The following is a 16,093-nucleotide window of genomic DNA, read 5'->3' as shown; positions in this document are numbered from 1 at the left end:
GCATCGCAATGAGCAGGAACGACGACCCCCAGTTCTGGCAGCGTGTTCAGCGCCACATGGTGCGCTATGGCGGCAGCTTCGAGCCGCTGATCATCGAGCGCGCGCAGGGCAGCTTTGTGTACGACGCCGACGGCCGCGCCATTCTGGACTTCACCTCGGGCCAGATGAGCGCCTTGCTGGGCCACGCGCACCCCGACATCGTGGAGGTTGTGTCGACGCATGTGCGCACGCTGGACCACCTCTTCAGCGGCATGCTGTCACGCCCGGTGGTGGCGCTGGCCGAGCAGATTGCGCGGCACGCACCGCCCGGGCTGGAGCGCTGCCTGCTGCTGAGCACCGGCGCGGAGTCGAACGAGGCGGCGCTGCGCATGGCCAAGCTGGTGACGGGCGGGCACGAGGTGGTGGCCTTCACGCAGTCGTGGCACGGCATGACCGGCAGCGCAGCCGCCGCAACCTACAGCGCGGGCCGCAAGGGCTACGGCCCGGTGGCGGCCGGCTCCATGGCCATTCCCGCGCCCAATGCCTACCGGCCGCGCTTCACCACGCCCGACGGCCAGCTCGACTGGCGCCGCGAGCTCGACGACGGCTTCGAGCAGGTCGACCGGCAATCGACCGGCGCGCTGGCCGCGTTCATTGCCGAGCCCATTCTCAGCAGCGGCGGCATTCTGGAGCTGCCGCCGGGCTACATGGCCGCGCTGAAGAAGAAGTGCAGCGAGCGCGGCATGCTGCTGATCGTCGACGAGGCGCAGACCGGCGTCGGGCGCACCGGGCTCATGTTCGCGTGCGAGCGCGACGGCGTGGCGCCCGACATGCTCACGCTGTCCAAGACGCTGGGCGCGGGCCTGCCGCTGGCGGCGATGGTCACCACGGCGGCCATCGAGGACGAGGCGCATGCGCGGGGGTTTTTGTTCTACACCACGCACGTGTCCGACCCGCTGCCCGCCGCGGTCGGCCTCAAGGTGCTGGAGGTGGTGGAGCGCGACGGGCTGGTCGAGCGCGCACGCGTGGCCGGCGAGCGCCTGGCGCAGGGCCTGCACCGCCTGCAGTCGCGCCACGCATGCATCGGCGACGTGCGCGGGCGGGGCCTGCTGCTGGGGCTGGAGCTGGTCACCGATCGCGAGACGCGCGAACCGGCCTCCGCGCTGGGCGAGGCGATCACGCGCGAGTGCATGAAGCTGGGGCTGAGCATGAACATCGTGAAGCTGCCGGCCATGGGCGGCGTCTTTCGCATTGCGCCGCCGCTGACGATCAGCGACAGCGAGATCGACCTGGGGCTGGAGCTGCTGGACCAGGCGATCGGCACCGCGGTGCGCGCGGCCCCGGCCGCCTGAGCCAAGGAGGCCGCGGCGGCAAAGACCGCCAGGCCACCGCGGGCTTGCCTTTTTCTCGAAGATCCCCAATTGGTCGGTTCGCGCCGCCATGGCGGCCATCCGCCCTTGGCCCCCGACCATTTCCCCTGGGAATCACTGGAGACAAACGCATGCCCGACTACCGCAAGACGCCCGAAGCCATTGCCGCACTGTCACCCGAGCAGTTTCGCGTGACCCAACAAAACGCCACCGAGCGCCCCGGCAGCGGCCAGTACCTGGAGAACGATGCGCCCGGCATCTATGTCGACATCGTCTCGGGCGAGCCCTTGTTCGCCTCGGCCGACAAGTACGAGTCGGGCTGCGGCTGGCCCAGCTTCACCAAGCCCATCGAGCCCGCGCACGTGAGCGAGCTGCGCGACGCCTCGCTCGGCGTGGTGCGCACGGAGGTACGCTCCACCCACGGCGACAGCCACCTGGGCCACGTGTTCCCCGACGGTCCGGCGGACCGGGGCGGGCTGCGCTATTGCATCAATTCCGCATCGCTGCGTTTCATTCATCGCGACGACATGGCCGCTGAAGGCTATGGCGCTTACATCGACCAAGTGGAGGACATCAAGTGAGTCAAGAAACCGCAATCCTGGCCGGCGGCTGCTTCTGGGGCATGCAGGACCTCATTCGCAAGTACGACGGCGTCGTTTCAACGCGCGTGGGCTACTCGGGCGGCGACGTCCCCAACGCCACCTACCGCCACCACGGCACCCATGCCGAGGCCATCGAGATCGTGTTCGACCCGGCGACCATCAGCTACCGCAAGCTGCTCGAAATCTTCTTCCAGATTCACGACCCGAGCACGCTCAACCGCCAGGGCAACGACAGGGGGCTGAGCTACCGCTCGGCCATTTACTACACCAGCGACGAGCAGAAGCGCGTGGCGCTGGACACCATTGCCGACGTGAACGCCTCTGGCCTGTGGCCCGGCAAGGTGAGCACCGAGCTGGCCGCGGCCGGCCCGTTCTGGCAGGCCGAGCCGGAGCACCAGGACTACCTGGAACGCATTCCGAACGGCTACACCTGCCACTTCCTGCGGCCCGAGTGGACGCTGCCCGTTCGTGCGGATGCGGGTGCGGACGCGGGCGCGGGCGCTGCGCAGTAAGAAAGAAGCAAGCCGGACTTCATTCGCACTTCACATGGTGCCCGGCGGCGGACTTTAGAGTCCGCCCCCATGAATCTTCTTGTGAATGAACGCGCCGGCCGCGCGAACCGCGTGAAACGCGCGGCGGCCTTGGCCATCGGCCTCGTGCTTGCTGCGGACGGCCTGGTGCTGATCGCGCTTGGCTACTTCAACCTGGGCGTGGTGCTGCCCTTGGGTCTGGGGCTCGGGCTCTGCGCCCTGGGCCTTCGCTGGCGGCAGACGGCGCGCTGGGTCGGCGCCACCGCCCGGCGCGCGATGCTGTGGCGCTGGTTCTGGCGGGCGGTGCTGTGCTGGCTGGTGACCCTGGCTGCGTTCTGGGCCGTGCTGGCCACCAAGAAGCTGGCAGATGTTCCGGCCGCACCGCCCGCGGCCATCGTGGTGCTCGGTTCGGGGTCGCCCGGCTCCACGGCGTCGCCCACGCTCGTTGCGCGGCTGGAGCTTGCCCTGCGCGATGCCATGCGCCACCCGCAGGCCGTGGTGCTGGTGAGCGGCGGCATCAGCTTCAGGGCGCGCAGCGAAGGCGAGGTGATGGCCGAGTACCTGCAGCAACGCGGGCTGCCGGCCGGGCGCATCGTGAAGGAAGAGCGCAGCACCAGCACCGAAGAGAACCTGGTCTTCAGCCGCCCGCTGCTGGCGGCCGCGGGCGTGGCCGCCGACGCGCCCGTGCACATCGTGACGAGCGACTTTCATACGCTGCGAACCGGCTTGATCGCCAGGCGCGCCGGGTACACGGCGGCCACGGCCATCGGTGCGGACACGCCGCTCTACCTGCGCTACAACATCTGGCTGCGGGAGTACTTCGCGCTGCTGAGCAGCTGGGTCTTGCGGGAGGTCTAGCCTGGAGGGGCTGCCCCAAGCGCGCCGCGCGGCGACTCGCGTCGCCATTCCTCCGCAATGTCGTCCAGGCTGTGCTGCCCCAGCGCCGGCGCGCTCGCGCGAATGCTGCCCGGCGTGCGCGAGAAGCCGGTCGGTATGCCCAGCATCTGCAGCGCGCCTTCGCTCGGGTGCGCGTGCGACTGCACCAGGCCGCTCTCGCGCAGGTGCGCATCGGCCATCACGCCCTCCATCGACAGCACCCGCGAATGCGGAATGTCCGCGTCGGCCAGCAGGGTCAGCCATTGCGCGGTGCTGCGCTGCGCCACCAGGTCGGCGAGCATGCCGTACAGCGCATGGATGTTGCGGCTGCGCTGCGCGGGTTCCATGTAGCGCGGGTCTTCGGCCACCTCGGGCCGGCCTGCGAGGCGGAAGAAGCGCTGCCATTGCGCCGTGGTGTAGGGCAGCAGCGCGATGAAGCCGTCCTGCGTCGCGTAGGGGCGGCGCGCGCTCGACAGCAGGCGCTCGTAGCCCATCGGCCCTTCGGGTGGCGTGAAGGTGTGGCCCGCCAGGTGCTCCACCATGGTGAAGGCGGCCAGCGTCTCGAACATCGGTACCTCGATGGCCTGCCCCAGCCCGGAGCGCTCGCGCTCGTACAGCGCCATGGCCACCGCATAGGCCGCGGTAAGGCCGGCTGTCTTGTCCGCGACGATGGTGTTCACGTAGGCCGGGTGCCCCGTCTGCGGGTTGGCCTGCACGGCGGCAAGCCCGCTCATGGCCTGGATGATGTCGTCGAACGCCGGGCGCCCCGCGTAGCGCCCCTTTTCCGAGAAGCCGACCGCCGCGCAATACACCAGCCGCGGGTTCAGCGCGCGCAGCGTGGCGTCGTCCAAGCCCAGGCGGGCCATCGATTTGGGCCGCACGTTGGACACGAACACGTCGGCATGGCGCACCAGGTCGCGCAGCCGCTGCGCGTCGGGCGCCGACTTCAGGTCGAGCACCACGCTGCGCTTGTTGCGGTTGAGGTTCAAGAATGGCGCGCCCATGCCGGCGTGCCGGGCCGGCGCCACGTGGCGAAACACGTCGCCGTCTTTCGATTCGATCTTGATCACGTCGGCGCCCATGTCGCCCATGATCTGCGTGGCGTAGGGGCCCATCGCGACCGAGGTGAGGTCGATCACGCGCACGCCGTGCAGCGGGCCGCTCATGGCGCGGGCGTTTCGACAAGGGCCGCTTCGACAAGGGCCGCTTCACCGCGGGTTGCTTCAAGCGGACCCGCCAGCACCCGCACCGCGTGCGCCACGCCCGGCCCGTAGGCAATGCCGCTCGCATGCATGGCCGCTTCCACCCCGGCCAGGCAGCCCAGCACCATCGGCGCGTTCAGGTCGCCCAGGTGGCCGATGCGAAAGATCCGCCCCGCAAGGCTGCCCAGCCCGCCCGCAATGCCGACCTGAAAGCGCTCGCGCGCCAGCGTGCGCAGCGCCTCGGGGTCGATGCCCTCGCGCACCGCGATGGTGGTGACCGACACAGAGCGCGACTTCGGCTCGCGCACATGAAAGCCCACGTCGCCGCGCTCGCTCCAGCCCTGTACCGCCGCCTGCACCGCATCGGCCAGCAGGCGGTGGCGCGCAATGACCTGCGCCAGCCCTTCCTCGAACACCAGGCCCAGCGCGGCGTGCAGCCCCATCAGCAGGTTCTGCGGCGGCGTGCCGCAGAACTTGCGGTAGCTCAGCTCGCTCTTGCGGCGCAGCCAGTCCCAGTAGACGCGCGGCGTCGGGTTGTTGCGCGCGACGTTCAGTGCCTTCTCGTTCACGGCCACGAAGCTCAGGCCCGGCGGCACCATCAGCGCCTTTTGCGACGCGCCAATGGCCACGTCCACGCGCAGCGCGTCCATGTCGAAGGGCGCGGCGCCCAGCGATGCCACCACGTCTGCCACCAGCAGCGCGGGGTGCGCGGCGGCATCGATCGCATCGCGAAAGGCCTGCAGGTTGCTGGTCACGCCGCTGCCGGTGTCGGTGTGCACAACGAACACCGCGACGATTTCTCGCGCGCTCTCGGCGCGCAGCAGTTGCGCCACCGCGCCCGCGTCGGCCGCGTGCCCTTCTTCGCAGGCGGTGCGCTGCACGCGCACGCCCATGCCTTCGGCATGCAACGCCCAGGCTTCCGAAAAGGTGCCGCTGCCCGCCACCACCACGCACTGCCCCGGTGCCGCGAGGTTGCTGATGGCCGCTTCCCATGCACCGTGGCCGTTCGCCGCATACATGAACACGTCGGACTGCGCAGTGCCGAACACGCGCCGCAGGCCGCTTTCGCAGGCGGCAATGAGGGTGTCGAGCGCCGGGTCGCCGAGCTCCAGCGGCTGCGTGCCCATGGCGTTCACCACCTGGGGCGGCAGCCGCGTGGGGCCGGGCGCGTGAAGAAAAAGGGTGCCGGGAATGCGGGATGAAAGAGATGCGGGTGAGGTCAAGGCAGTCGTCCTGAAAAGGAAAGCGCTTCACGTCGATGTGTGCACGAAGCTTGCTTAATAAATCGTATAGCAATTTATATGTATTGCTAAAAAATACTTTACGGCAATGGTGCACCAGTTCGAGGCCATTCGAAGGCGGGGTTTGTACCCATGAGGTTCACGTTGCCGACAACCGGCAAACATGGGAATATATCTAGATGCAATATTCAAAGATCGCAATGCAATACTTAACGAACGAGGTCCGCGCATGAGTGCGCTCGCGCCCACCGATTACGACGCCCTCGACGGGCTGGCCATGGCCCAGATGCTGGCCGAGCGCGAAGTCAGTTCCCAGGCGCTGATGCAAAGCGCCATCGAGGCCGCGCGCCGCCATGCCGACCTGAACGCGCTGACCTACGAGCGCTTCGACGAATCGCTGGCGCTGGCGCGCGACTGGCAGCCGCGCGGCGTGTTCGGCGGCATTCCCTTTCTGCTGAAGGACTCGGGGCTCGCGTCCACGCGCTTTCCGTCGAGCATCGGTTCGCGGCTGCTCGACGACACCAGCTACACGGTGGACGCCACGCTCACAGGGCGCTTCGAGCAGGCCGGCCTGATCGCCTTTGCGCGCTCCACCGTGTCCGAGCTGTGCATGGGCCCGTCGACCGAGGCGGTGCGCAACGGCGGCGCCACCCTCAACCCCTGGGACCGCACCCGCTCGGTGGGCGGCTCCAGCGGCGGCGCGGCGGCGGCCATTGCGGCGGGCATCGTGCCGGTGGCGCATGGCAGCGACGGCGGCGGGTCCATTCGCCTGCCCGCCGCCTGCTGCGGCGTGTACGGCCTGAAGCCCTCGCGCGGCCGTGTGCCGATGGGGCCCTTTCGCGGTGAAGGCTGGGGCGGCATGGCGGTCGACGGCGTGCTCACGCGCACCGTGCGCGACACGGCCGCGGCCATGGACGCCATCAGCGGCTACGAAACGGGCGCGCCCTACGCATCGCCGCCCAAGGCCGGCAGCTACCTCGCGCTGATCGCCACCGGGAACGAGCGGCCGCTGCGCATCGGCGTGTGGCGCCATGCGTGGAACGACATCGCCATTGCGCCCGAATGCCTGGCCGCGGTGGACCGCACCGCGGCGCTGTGCCGCGACATGGGTCACGAGATCGTCGAAGTGCCGCTGCCCGACATCGACTACCAAGCCTTCGTGCGCGCGCACGGCACCGTGCTGGCCGCGAACATTGCCATGGCGGTCGACACGCGCGTGAAGCTGCGGGGCCGTGCGCTTGCGGCCGGCGACATCGAAGAAGTCATCGAAGACGGCTACGCGGTCGGCAAGGGCCTGGCCGCCACGCAGTACGTGGAAGCCATCCAGCGCTTCCATGCCATCGGCCGCGCCTTCGAGGCCGCGATGAGCGGATGCGACATCGTCATCAGCACCACGCTCACACAATTGCCGGTGAAGCTCGGCGAGCTCGCGCTCACCGGCGGCTTCTGGAACTTTCGCGCCAAGGTGTCGCGCTACGCCACCTTCCTGGCGGTGATCAACGCCTCGGGCCAGCCCGCGGCAACGCTGCCGATGAACCGCACCGCGCAGGGCGTGCCCATCGGCACGCAGCTCATCGGCCACTTCGGCCGGGAAGACCAGGTGCTGGCGCTGTCGGCGCAGCTCGAACGCGCCGCGCCCTGGGCGCACGTTCGCCCGGCACCGGGCTGACTCCTTCGACTACTCCCTTTCAAGCTCCCTTTTCCAGCCCTCCAAGCTCTCCGTTCATTCAAGGATCCGCATGAAGAAGAACCTGCTCCTCGCCGCCGTTGCCCTGTGCGCGGCCATGGCCTTGCCCGCCGCGCCTGCCTTCGCCAAAGAGGCCAAGGACGACGTCACCGTCAAGGTCGTCATGCATGCGCCGCTGCGCGTGCTCGACCCCATCTTCACCAACGCCTACATCACGCGCAACCACGGCTACCTGGTGTTCGACACGCTGTTCTCGCTCGACAGCGAAGGCAAGCCGCAGCCGCAGATGGTCAGCGCCTTCAAGCTGTCGCCCGACAAGCTCACCTACACCTTCACGTTGCGCCCCGGCCTGAAGTTTCATGACGGCGCGCCCGTTACCTCTGACGACGTGGTCGCGTCGCTGCAGCGCTGGGCCGCGCGCGACGCCCTGGGAACGCGCCTGATGGCCGTCACCGAGAAGCTGGCCGCGGTCGACGCCAACACCTTCACGCTGCAGCTGAAGAAGCCCTACGGCCTGGTGCTCGACTCGCTCGCCAAGCCCGGCTCGCCGGTGCCTTTCATCATGCCCAAGCGGCTGGCCGCCACCTCGCCCAACGAGGCCATCACCGAGATGGTCGGCTCCGGCCCCTACAAGTTCGTGCAGACCGACTTTCAGCCGGGCGTGAAGGCCACCTATGTGAAATTTGCCGACTACGTGCCGCGCAGCGAGCCGGCCAGCAACTTTGCCGGCGGCAAGGTGGTGAACATCGACCGGCTCGAAGTGGTCAACATCGCCGACGGCCAGACGGCCGTGAACGCGATGCGCAACGGCGAGATCGACTTCATCGAAAACGTCGCGCCCGACCTGCTCTCGCAGCTCGACGGCGCCAAGGGCGTGAGCACCGCGCCCAAGAGCCGCGAAACCAACATGTACACGCTGCGCATGAACTGGATGCAGCCGCCGTTCGACAACGTGAAGGTGCGCCGCGCCGCCATGGCCGCGCTCTACCAGCTCGACTACCTGGACGCCTCCATCGGCGACCCCAAGCGCTACCGCGTGTGCGGCGCGGTGCTCACCTGCTCCTCGCCCTACAAGTCCGAAGAAGGCGCCACGCAGATCCACAAGCCCGACCTGGCCAAGGCCCGGCAGATGCTCAAGGACAGCGGCTACAAGGGCGAGAAGGTGGTGGTGCTGCACTCGACCGACGTGCGCAGCCTGGTCAACATTGCGCCCATCACCGCGCAGGCGTTGCGCAGCATTGGCATGAACGTCGACATGCAGGCCATGGACTTCACCACGCTGCTGGCACGCCGCACCAAGAAAGACCCGGTGGACAAGGGCGGCTGGAGCATCTTCCAGTCGAGCATCGTGGTGCTCGACCTGATCAACCCGGTGGTCAACCCCAACCTGGACGGCCGCGGCGAGGTCGGCTACCCGGGCTGGACCAAGGACGACACCATGGAAGGCCTGCGCGACCAGTTCGCCAGCGAGCCCGAGGCCGCCAAGCGCGCGCAGATTGCGCAAGCCATTCAGAAGCGCGCCTACGAGCAGGTGTTCTACGTGCCGCTGGGCGAGGTCATCGAGTACAAGGCCTTCGACGCCAAGATGGGCAAGCTGGTCGACGCACAGCTGCCCCTGTTCTGGTCGAGCAAGTGACGTGCTGAGCCTCGTCTTCAAACGCCTGCTCGCCGCCGTGCCGGTGGTGCTGATCGTGGCCACGGTGGTGTTCCTGCTGTTGCGCATGGCGCCCGGCGACCCGGCACGGGTCATTGCCGGCGACATGGCCAGCGAGGACACCATTGCGCAGATTCGCGCCAACCTCGGCCTCGACCAGCCGCTGCCCACGCAGTACGCACTGGCCATGGGCGCCCTGGCCAAGGGCGACCTGGGCACGTCCATCGTGTCGAAGCAGCCGGTGTCCGCGCTGATCGGCTCGCGCATCGGCCCCACGGCCGCGTTGGCGGTCAGCTCGCTGCTGCTCACCGTGCTGCTGGCCATTCCGCTGGGCGTGCTGTCCGCGTGGTGGCACCGCCGCGCGTTCGACCGCGTCACCATGGCCCTGACCGTGCTCGCCTTCTCGGTGCCCGCCTTCGTGGTGGGCTACGTGCTGATTTTGGTGTTCTCGGTCACGCTGAACTGGTTTCCGGTGCAGGGCTATGCGCCGCTGGCCAACGGCGTGGGCGGCTTCCTGTACCGGCTGGTGCTGCCGAGCCTCACGCTGGCCACCGTGTTCGTCGCGCTCATCACGCGCATCACGCGCGCCAGCATGCTCGACGTGCTGGGCGAAGACTTCGTGCGCACCGCGCGCGCCAAGGGCGCACCCGAGCGCTATGTGCTGTTTCGCCATGCGCTGCGCAACGCGGCCGCGCCCATCGTCACCGTGGTCGGCGTGGCCGTCACCACGCTCATCAGCGGCGTGGTGGTGACCGAAACCATCTTCAACATTCCCGGTGTCGGCAGCCTCATCGTGGACGCCGTGCTGGCGCGCGACTACCCGGTGGTGCAGGGAACGATCCTGTTCTTCGCCTTCATCTATGTGTTCGTGAACCTTGCCATCGACCTGATCTATGTGCTGCTCGACCCCCGCATCCGCTACTGACACGGAACGACCATGCCAGCCGCTGTGACCACCCCTCCTCCTCCTTCTTCTCCTTCTTCTCCTTCTTCTTCGTCTCCGCCAACGCCCGCGCCGTCCCGGCTGCGCGCCGCGGCCCGCGTGCTGCTGCACGACCGCGTCATGCTGGTGTCGCTGCTCTTGCTGCTGCTGCTCATTGCGGTGTCGGTGTTCGCGCCGCTGCTCGCCTCGCAAGACCCGGCGGCCATTGCGCCGCGCGAGCGGCTGCAGGGCGCGTCGGCCGCGCACTGGCTGGGCACCGATTCGCTCGGGCGCGACCTGTTCTCGCGCATCCTGTACGGCGGTCGGCTGTCGATCTCGCTGGCCTTGCTGGTCAGCGTGAGCTCGGTGGTGGTGGGCCTGCTGTTCGGTATCGTCGCGGGTTACTTTCGCCGCGCCGACGCGGTCATCATGCGGCTGATGGACGGCGTCATGGCCATTCCGGGCCTGCTGCTGGCCATTGCGATGGTGGCGCTGGGCGGCGCGCAAATATCGACCATGGTGCTGGCCATCGCCATCCCCGAGGTGCCGCGCATCGCGCGCCTGGTGCGCAGCGTGGTGCTGTCGGTGCGCGAGGAGCCGTATGTCGAGGCCTCGTTCGGCATGGGCTCGTCCACGTTGCGCGTGCTCACCTGGCACATCTTGCCGAGCACCATCAACCCGCTGGTGGTGCAGGCCACCTTCGTGTGCGCCGCGGCCATCCTCACCGAGGCGGTGCTGGGCTTTCTGGGCCTGGGCTTTCCGCCCGAGGTGCCCAGCCTGGGCAGCATTATTGCGGAGGGCCGGCCGTACTTTCAGCGCGCGCCGTGGATCATTCTTTTCCCCGGCACGTTTCTGGCGCTGCTGATCCTGGCCATCAACATGTTCGGCGACGCCCTGCGCGATCGCCTCGACCCGCGCCTTGCGCGCAAAGGCAGAAACTGATGCCAAACCCCACACCCGACACCGGCGCTGTCAAAGCGGCGCCCATCCTCGAAGTGCGCAACCTGCATGTGCGCCTGCCCGGCACCAGCGATCGCATTTACGCGGCGCAGGACATCAGCCTCACGGTGGCGCGCAAGGAAATCGTCTGCATCGTCGGAGAGTCAGGCTCCGGCAAGTCGGTGACCGCCGGCGCCGTGATGGGCCTGCTGCCCAAGGACGTGCTCACGCTGGAGCGCGGGCAGATCCTGCTCGAGGGCCGGGACATCACGCACACCTCGCGCGCCGGGTTGCGCGCGCTGCGCGGCGACCGCATGGCCATGATCTTTCAGGAGCCCATGACCGCGCTGAACCCGCTGATGCGCGTGGGCGACCAGATTGCCGAGGTCTTCGAGTTCCACGACGCCTCGCTCGGTGCGGCAGAGGTCGCCAAGCGTGTGCTCGCGCTGCTGGTCGACGTGAAGCTGCCCGCGCCGGAAACCCTGCGCAGCGCCTTCCCGCACCAGCTGTCGGGCGGGCAGCGCCAGCGCGTGATGATTGCCATGGCGCTGGCCATGAAGCCCGCGCTGATCATTGCCGACGAGCCCACCACCGCGCTGGACGTCACATCGCAGGCGCAGGTGCTGCGCCTGTTGAACGAGCTGCGCGACAAGCACGACAACGGCGTGCTCTTCATCACGCACGACTTCGACGTGGTCGCTGAAATTGCCGACCGCGTCATCGTGATGCAGCACGGTCGCATCATCGAAAGCGGCACCGTCGACGAGGTGCTGCGCAACCCGCAGCAACCGTACACGCGCAAGCTGCTGGCCGCCGTGCCGCGCGGCGAGTTTGGTGCCGACGCGCACGAGACCGGCGCACAGACCGTGCTGGAGGTGAAGAACCTTGCCCTGCGCTACGAAACCGCGAGCTTCTTTGCCTCGCGCCGGCGCGTGGTGCATGCGCTGGACGGCGTGTCGCTGTCGCTCGCGCGCGGCGAAACGCTGGGCGTGGTGGGCGAGTCGGGCTCGGGCAAGACCACGCTGGGCCGCTGCCTGGCGCACATGGCCGCGCCCACCGGCGGGCAGGTGCTGCTCGACGGCATCGACGTGACGCACCTTTCGCGCTCGCAGTGGCGTGCCCACTGCAAGCGCGTGCAGATGATCTTTCAGGACCCGTTCCGCTCGTTCAACCCGCGCATGAAGATCGGCAGCGCGCTGGCCGAAGGCCCGATGAACTACGGTGAAACACGCGCCGAGGTCGATGCCCGCATGCTGCGCATGCTTGCGCTGGTGCAGCTGGACGCAAGCGCGCTGCAGCGCTTTCCGCACGAGTTCTCTGGCGGCCAGCGCCAGCGCCTGTCGATTGCGCGCGCGCTGATGATGGAGCCCGAAGTGCTGATTGCAGACGAGGCCGTGTCCGCGCTCGACGTGTCGGTGCAGGCGCAGATTCTCGACCTGCTGGAAGAGATTCGCGCGCGGCTGGGCCTGAGCATCGTCTTCATCACGCACGACCTGCGCGTGGCCGCGCGGCTGTGCCACCGCATCGCGGTGATGCAGCGCGGCAAGGTGGTGGAGCTGGGCACCGCGCGCCAGGTGTTCGAGCAGCCCTCGGCCGACTACACACGCGAACTGCTGTCGGCCATTCCGGGGCAAAAGTCCCGGTTGGCAGAGGAGGCCATGGCATGACGCGCATCGCCTTGATCAGCCAGTCGGCCAGGCTCGACTACTTTGTGCCGCTGCTGCAGGCCGCCGCGCCGGAGCTCGATGTGGTGGTGTGGCCCGACCCTGCCTTTGAAGACGCCGACGTGGCCATGTGCTGGAACGCACCGCCCGGCGTGTACGCGCAGATGCCCCGTCTGCGGCTGGTGCACAGTATTGCGGCCGGTGTCGACAACGTGGTGGCCGGGCAGGCGCTGCGCGGCCTGCCCGTGTGCCGCGTGGTCGACCCCAAGCTGGCCGACGGCATGGTGCAGTACGTGCTGTGGTCGGTGCTGCACTTTCACCGCAAGTTCGACGTGGCGCTGGCCAACCAGCGCCAGCGCGTCTGGCAACGGCCGATGCAGACACCGGCCGGTGAATGCCGCGTCGGCCTCATGGGGCTCGGCAAGCTGGGCGGTGCCATTGCGCGCAGCCTGCTCGGCCTGGGCTATGCGGTGAACGGCTGGTCGCGCAGCGCGCCCGACATCGAAGGGCTCACCGTGTTCAGCGGCCCCGCAGCGTTCGACGATTTTCTGGCCCGCACCGACGTGCTGGTCTGCGTGCTGCCGCTGACCGACGCCACGCGCGGCATTCTGGGCCAGCGCACCTTCGATGCCTTGCCGCGCGGCGCGGCCGTCGTCAACTGCGGGCGCGGCGAGCACCTGGTGGCACCCGACCTGCTGGCCGCGCTGGACAGCGGCCAGCTGCGCGGCGCGGTGCTCGACGTGTTCGCGAGCGAGCCGCTGCCGCAAAACGATCCGCTGTGGCAGGCCCCCGGCGTGATCGTCACGCCGCACATGGCCACCATGGCCTCGTCCGCCGTGGTGGCGCAACAGGTGGCCGACAACGTGCGCCGGCTCGACGCCGGCCAGCCCCTGCTGAACGTGGTCGACATGCACCGCGGCTACTGACCCCTTTTTTATCCGTCCCCCTGATTCCGCTGGAGAACCCATGAGTTTCGAAGACCCCGCCATTTCTGTTCCCATTCCCGCCCGCTCCGCGCTCGACCCGCAGGTCGAGCAGTTCGTGCGCGCCATGGACGCCGACGCCGGCAAGTTCGGCCGCCGCGAGACGGTGTCGATCGCCGAGGCGCGCGACATTGCCGAGACTGTGCGCAAGCGTTGGGTCGTCGGCGGCCCCGAGATGGCCCGCAGCGTGGAGCACAGCGTGCCCACGCGCCACGGCGACGTGCGCGTGCGCGCCCACTACCCGGCGCAGCGCGCCTTGCCCGGCGTGTTCGTGTACCTGCACGGCGGCGGCTTCGTGCTGGGCAGCCTGGACACGCACGACCGCGTGATGCGCGAGTACGCGCAGCGCGCGGGCATCGTGGTCATTGGCGTGCACTACACCCGCGCGCCCGACGCCAAGTTTCCGCGTCCCATGCAGGAGTGCGCCGACGTGCTGCGCTGGGTGGCGGCCAACGGCGCGCTGCTCGACGTGGACGCGGCGCAGCTCTTCGTGGGCGGCGACTCGGCCGGCGCCAACTTCTCGATGGGCGCGAGCCTGGAGCTGCGCGACAGCGGCGAGCAGATCTTGAAGGGCATCGTGCTGAACTACGGCAGCGTCAGCAGCAACCTGTACCGCAACTCGGTGATCCAGTACGGCGGCGGGGACTACGGCCTGTCGCTGCTCAGCATGATGTGGTTTCGCGCCATGCACGTGGCCAGCGGCGCCGACCTGACCGACCCGCGCGTGGACATCCTGCGCGCCAAGCTGCACGGCCTGCCGCCGGCCTGGCTGGTGGTGGCCGAATGCGACCCGGTGCACGACGACATGATCGAGCTCGAGCAGATGCTGCGCGACGCCGGCAACGACGTGCGCATGAAGGTCTACGCCGGGGCGGCGCACAGCTTTCTGGAAGCGGTGTCCATCTCCGACCTGGCCGTGGAGGCCTTCGAGGACACCGCGCGCTGGCTGCGCGAACGCTCGGCTCCCGCGAACTGAGGCCGCGCCATGTTCGTACAACCGGCCTACGCCGAAAAAGACATTGCCGCGCTGCACGCCGGCATGCGCGCCTGGAGCTTTGCCACGCTGGTCACGCAGGGGCAGGGCGGCATTCAGTCGTCGCTGCTGCCGTTTCTGCTCGATGCGCAGGTGAGCGAGGCGGCGCCCTTCGGCACCCTGGTCACGCACCTGCCGCGCCACGACCCGCTGTATGCCGACCTGCTGGTGGCCCAAGAGGTGCTGGTGATCTTCCAGGGCCCGCACGCCTTCGTTTCGCCGAGCTGGTACCGCAACCAGATGACCTTTCCTACGTGGAACTACACGCTGGTGCAGGCACGCGGCAAGCCCACGGTGAGCGAGGACGAAGACAAGGTCATGCAGGTGCTGCGACGCACCGTGGCCCACTACGACACGCCGCTGGGCGGCAGCTGGGACTTCGAGAAAATTCCGATGTCGCATACCGGCTCGCGCCTGCGGGTCATTGCCACGCTGGAAATTCCCATCACCTCGCTTACCGGAAAAATGAAGCTCAGCCAGGACAAGACGGTCGAAGACCGGCTGGGCATCATTGCCGCGCTGCAGGCGCAGGGCGACGCGCAGAGCCTGCAAATGGCCGGCCTGCTTCGCGCGCAGCACGACATGCGCGAGGCCCTGGCAGCCCCCTCGATGGAAAGCACTTCATGAACCTTGCCGACATTCCCCTTCAGGGCGCCACTGATACAGCCGCCCCAGCCCTTGCCGAGCCCACCGAAGCCCAGGTGCGCGAGGACCTTGCCGCGCTGTACCGCCTCATTGCGCATTTCAAGATGACCGACCTGATCGACACGCACATCAGCGCGCGCGTGCCCGGGCCCGAGAATCACTTTCTCATCAACCGCTACGGCGTGCTCTTTCACGAGATGCGCCCGCAGGACCTGGTGAAGATCGACACCGACGGCAAGCCCGTCGACCCCGGCGACCCCGAGACCACCAACCGCGTGAACGCGGCCGGCTTCACCATCCATTCGGCCGTGCACATGGCGCGCCACGACCTGGCCTGCGTCGTCCACACGCACACGGCCGACGGCATTGCGGTGGCCTGCCGCGCCAAGGGCCTGCTGCCCATAACGCAGCATGCGCTGCGCTTCTACAACCGGCTGGGCTACCACGACTACGAAGGCATTGCCGTCGACCTGCAGGAGCGCGAGCGGCTGGTGGCCGACCTGGGCCCGCACAAGGCCATGGTGCTGCGCAACCACGGCCTGCTGGCCGCGGGCACCACCATTCCAGAAGCCTTCGTGAACATCTACTTTCTGGAGCGTGCGTGCCAGGCGCAGATCAAGGCGACATCGGGCGGCGACGCGCTTGTGTACCCGTCGGCCGGAGTCTGCGAGCGCACCGCGCGCCAGTTCGAGCGGCCCACGGCCATGGCGTATTGCAACCGCGTGTGGGCGGCGGCGTTGCGCCTGCTCTGAGGCAGGCGCGCAAG

15 protein-coding genes are annotated in these 16,093 nt (G+C 68.5%); 13 read left to right on the top strand and 2 right to left on the bottom strand.

Going from position 1 to position 16,093, the window contains the following annotated elements:
• Positions 1 to 8: 8 nt before the first annotated feature.
• From VLK31_RS25110 to VLK31_RS25095, 4 genes are all read left to right on the top strand, one after another.
• Entirely contained in the window at positions 9 to 1,331 is a 1,323-nt protein-coding gene (locus tag VLK31_RS25110; RefSeq protein ID WP_409171185.1) for an aspartate aminotransferase family protein, read from the top strand.
• Positions 1,332 to 1,480: 149 nt separating this feature from the next.
• Positions 1,481 to 1,930, top strand: coding sequence for a peptide-methionine (R)-S-oxide reductase MsrB (msrB, locus tag VLK31_RS25105; protein ID WP_409171184.1), 450 nt, complete (start codon positions 1,481 to 1,483; stop codon positions 1,928 to 1,930).
• The gene (msrA, locus tag VLK31_RS25100; RefSeq protein ID WP_409171183.1) at positions 1,927 to 2,463 is read left to right on the top strand and encodes a peptide-methionine (S)-S-oxide reductase MsrA; all 537 of its coding nucleotides are present in this window, start codon (positions 1,927 to 1,929) and stop codon (positions 2,461 to 2,463) included. Before msrB ends, msrA begins: the two co-directional genes overlap by 4 nt.
• Positions 2,464 to 2,532: 69 nt before the next feature.
• A complete protein-coding gene (locus tag VLK31_RS25095) occupies positions 2,533 to 3,339 on the top strand; it encodes a YdcF family protein (RefSeq protein ID WP_409171182.1) in 807 nt (268 codons plus the stop codon).
• On the opposite strand, the gene VLK31_RS25090 is transcribed toward VLK31_RS25095, so the two are convergent.
• Both VLK31_RS25090 and VLK31_RS25085 read right to left on the bottom strand, forming a co-directional pair.
• Positions 3,336 to 4,523, bottom strand: coding sequence for a CaiB/BaiF CoA transferase family protein (locus VLK31_RS25090; RefSeq protein ID WP_409171181.1), 1,188 nt, complete (start codon positions 4,521 to 4,523; stop codon positions 3,336 to 3,338). The two genes, VLK31_RS25095 and VLK31_RS25090, sit on opposite strands and share 4 nt — an antisense overlap.
• Complete coding sequence (locus VLK31_RS25085) at positions 4,520 to 5,782, bottom strand: pyridoxal-phosphate-dependent aminotransferase family protein (protein ID WP_409171180.1); 1,263 nt, start codon at positions 5,780 to 5,782, stop codon at positions 4,520 to 4,522. Before VLK31_RS25085 ends, VLK31_RS25090 begins: the two co-directional genes overlap by 4 nt.
• A 247-nt stretch (positions 5,783 to 6,029) precedes the next feature.
• Between VLK31_RS25085 and VLK31_RS25080 the strand changes: the two genes are divergently transcribed.
• From VLK31_RS25080 to VLK31_RS25040, 9 genes are all read left to right on the top strand, one after another.
• Complete coding sequence (locus VLK31_RS25080) at positions 6,030 to 7,469, top strand: amidase (RefSeq protein WP_409171179.1); 1,440 nt, start codon at positions 6,030 to 6,032, stop codon at positions 7,467 to 7,469.
• Between the two features lie 70 nt (positions 7,470 to 7,539).
• Positions 7,540 to 9,123 (top strand): ABC transporter substrate-binding protein, encoded by a 1,584-nt coding sequence (locus VLK31_RS25075; RefSeq protein ID WP_409171178.1) that lies wholly within the window; start codon positions 7,540 to 7,542, stop codon positions 9,121 to 9,123.
• A gap of 1 nt (position 9,124) precedes the next feature.
• Positions 9,125 to 10,066 (top strand): ABC transporter permease, encoded by a 942-nt coding sequence (locus tag VLK31_RS25070; protein ID WP_409171177.1) that lies wholly within the window; start codon positions 9,125 to 9,127, stop codon positions 10,064 to 10,066.
• A gap of 12 nt (positions 10,067 to 10,078) precedes the next feature.
• Entirely contained in the window at positions 10,079 to 11,005 is a 927-nt protein-coding gene (locus VLK31_RS25065; RefSeq protein ID WP_409171176.1) for an ABC transporter permease, read from the top strand.
• Positions 11,005 to 12,669: a dipeptide ABC transporter ATP-binding protein gene (locus VLK31_RS25060; protein ID WP_409171175.1), complete on the top strand. Its 1,665-nt coding sequence runs from the start codon at positions 11,005 to 11,007 to the stop codon at positions 12,667 to 12,669. The genes VLK31_RS25065 and VLK31_RS25060 overlap by 1 nt, the downstream gene beginning before the upstream one ends.
• Complete coding sequence (locus VLK31_RS25055; protein WP_409171174.1) at positions 12,666 to 13,592, top strand: 2-hydroxyacid dehydrogenase; 927 nt, start codon at positions 12,666 to 12,668, stop codon at positions 13,590 to 13,592. The genes VLK31_RS25060 and VLK31_RS25055 overlap by 4 nt, the downstream gene beginning before the upstream one ends.
• Before the next feature lie 40 nt (positions 13,593 to 13,632).
• On the top strand, positions 13,633 to 14,625 hold the full coding sequence (locus VLK31_RS25050) for an alpha/beta hydrolase fold domain-containing protein (protein WP_409171173.1): 993 nt from the start codon (positions 13,633 to 13,635) through the stop codon (positions 14,623 to 14,625).
• Positions 14,626 to 14,634: 9 nt separating this feature from the next.
• Positions 14,635 to 15,309: an FMN-binding negative transcriptional regulator gene (locus VLK31_RS25045; protein WP_409171172.1), complete on the top strand. Its 675-nt coding sequence runs from the start codon at positions 14,635 to 14,637 to the stop codon at positions 15,307 to 15,309.
• Positions 15,306 to 16,079, top strand: a complete 774-nt coding sequence (locus VLK31_RS25040) for a class II aldolase/adducin family protein (protein ID WP_409171171.1) — start codon at positions 15,306 to 15,308, stop codon at positions 16,077 to 16,079. Before VLK31_RS25045 ends, VLK31_RS25040 begins: the two co-directional genes overlap by 4 nt.
• The last annotated feature ends 14 nt before the right edge of the window (positions 16,080 to 16,093 follow it).

The sequence above is a fragment of the Variovorax sp. H27-G14 genome (assembly GCF_046156345.1).
Classification (GTDB): Bacteria; Pseudomonadota; Gammaproteobacteria; order Burkholderiales; family Burkholderiaceae_C; genus Variovorax.
The sequence above is the reverse complement of the archived record's forward strand: the minus strand, read 5'-3'. Positions and strand labels throughout refer to the sequence as shown.

Coding starts and splice junctions, on each gene's coding strand:
- VLK31_RS25095 (WP_409171182.1), top strand. CDS start 2,533: ATGAATCTTCTTGTGAATGAACGCGCCGGCCGCGCGAACCGCGTGAAA.
- VLK31_RS25065 (WP_409171176.1), top strand. CDS start 10,079: ATGCCAGCCGCTGTGACCACCCCTCCTCCTCCTTCTTCTCCTTCTTCT.
- VLK31_RS25060 (WP_409171175.1), top strand. CDS start 11,005: ATGCCAAACCCCACACCCGACACCGGCGCTGTCAAAGCGGCGCCCATC.
- VLK31_RS25075 (WP_409171178.1), top strand. CDS start 7,540: ATGAAGAAGAACCTGCTCCTCGCCGCCGTTGCCCTGTGCGCGGCCATG.
- VLK31_RS25110 (WP_409171185.1), top strand. CDS start 9: ATGAGCAGGAACGACGACCCCCAGTTCTGGCAGCGTGTTCAGCGCCAC.
- VLK31_RS25045 (WP_409171172.1), top strand. CDS start 14,635: ATGTTCGTACAACCGGCCTACGCCGAAAAAGACATTGCCGCGCTGCAC.
- msrB (WP_409171184.1), top strand. CDS start 1,481: ATGCCCGACTACCGCAAGACGCCCGAAGCCATTGCCGCACTGTCACCC.
- VLK31_RS25040 (WP_409171171.1), top strand. CDS start 15,306: ATGAACCTTGCCGACATTCCCCTTCAGGGCGCCACTGATACAGCCGCC.
- VLK31_RS25055 (WP_409171174.1), top strand. CDS start 12,666: ATGACGCGCATCGCCTTGATCAGCCAGTCGGCCAGGCTCGACTACTTT.
- VLK31_RS25090 (WP_409171181.1), bottom strand. CDS start 4,523: ATGAGCGGCCCGCTGCACGGCGTGCGCGTGATCGACCTCACCTCGGTC.
- VLK31_RS25050 (WP_409171173.1), top strand. CDS start 13,633: ATGAGTTTCGAAGACCCCGCCATTTCTGTTCCCATTCCCGCCCGCTCC.
- VLK31_RS25080 (WP_409171179.1), top strand. CDS start 6,030: ATGAGTGCGCTCGCGCCCACCGATTACGACGCCCTCGACGGGCTGGCC.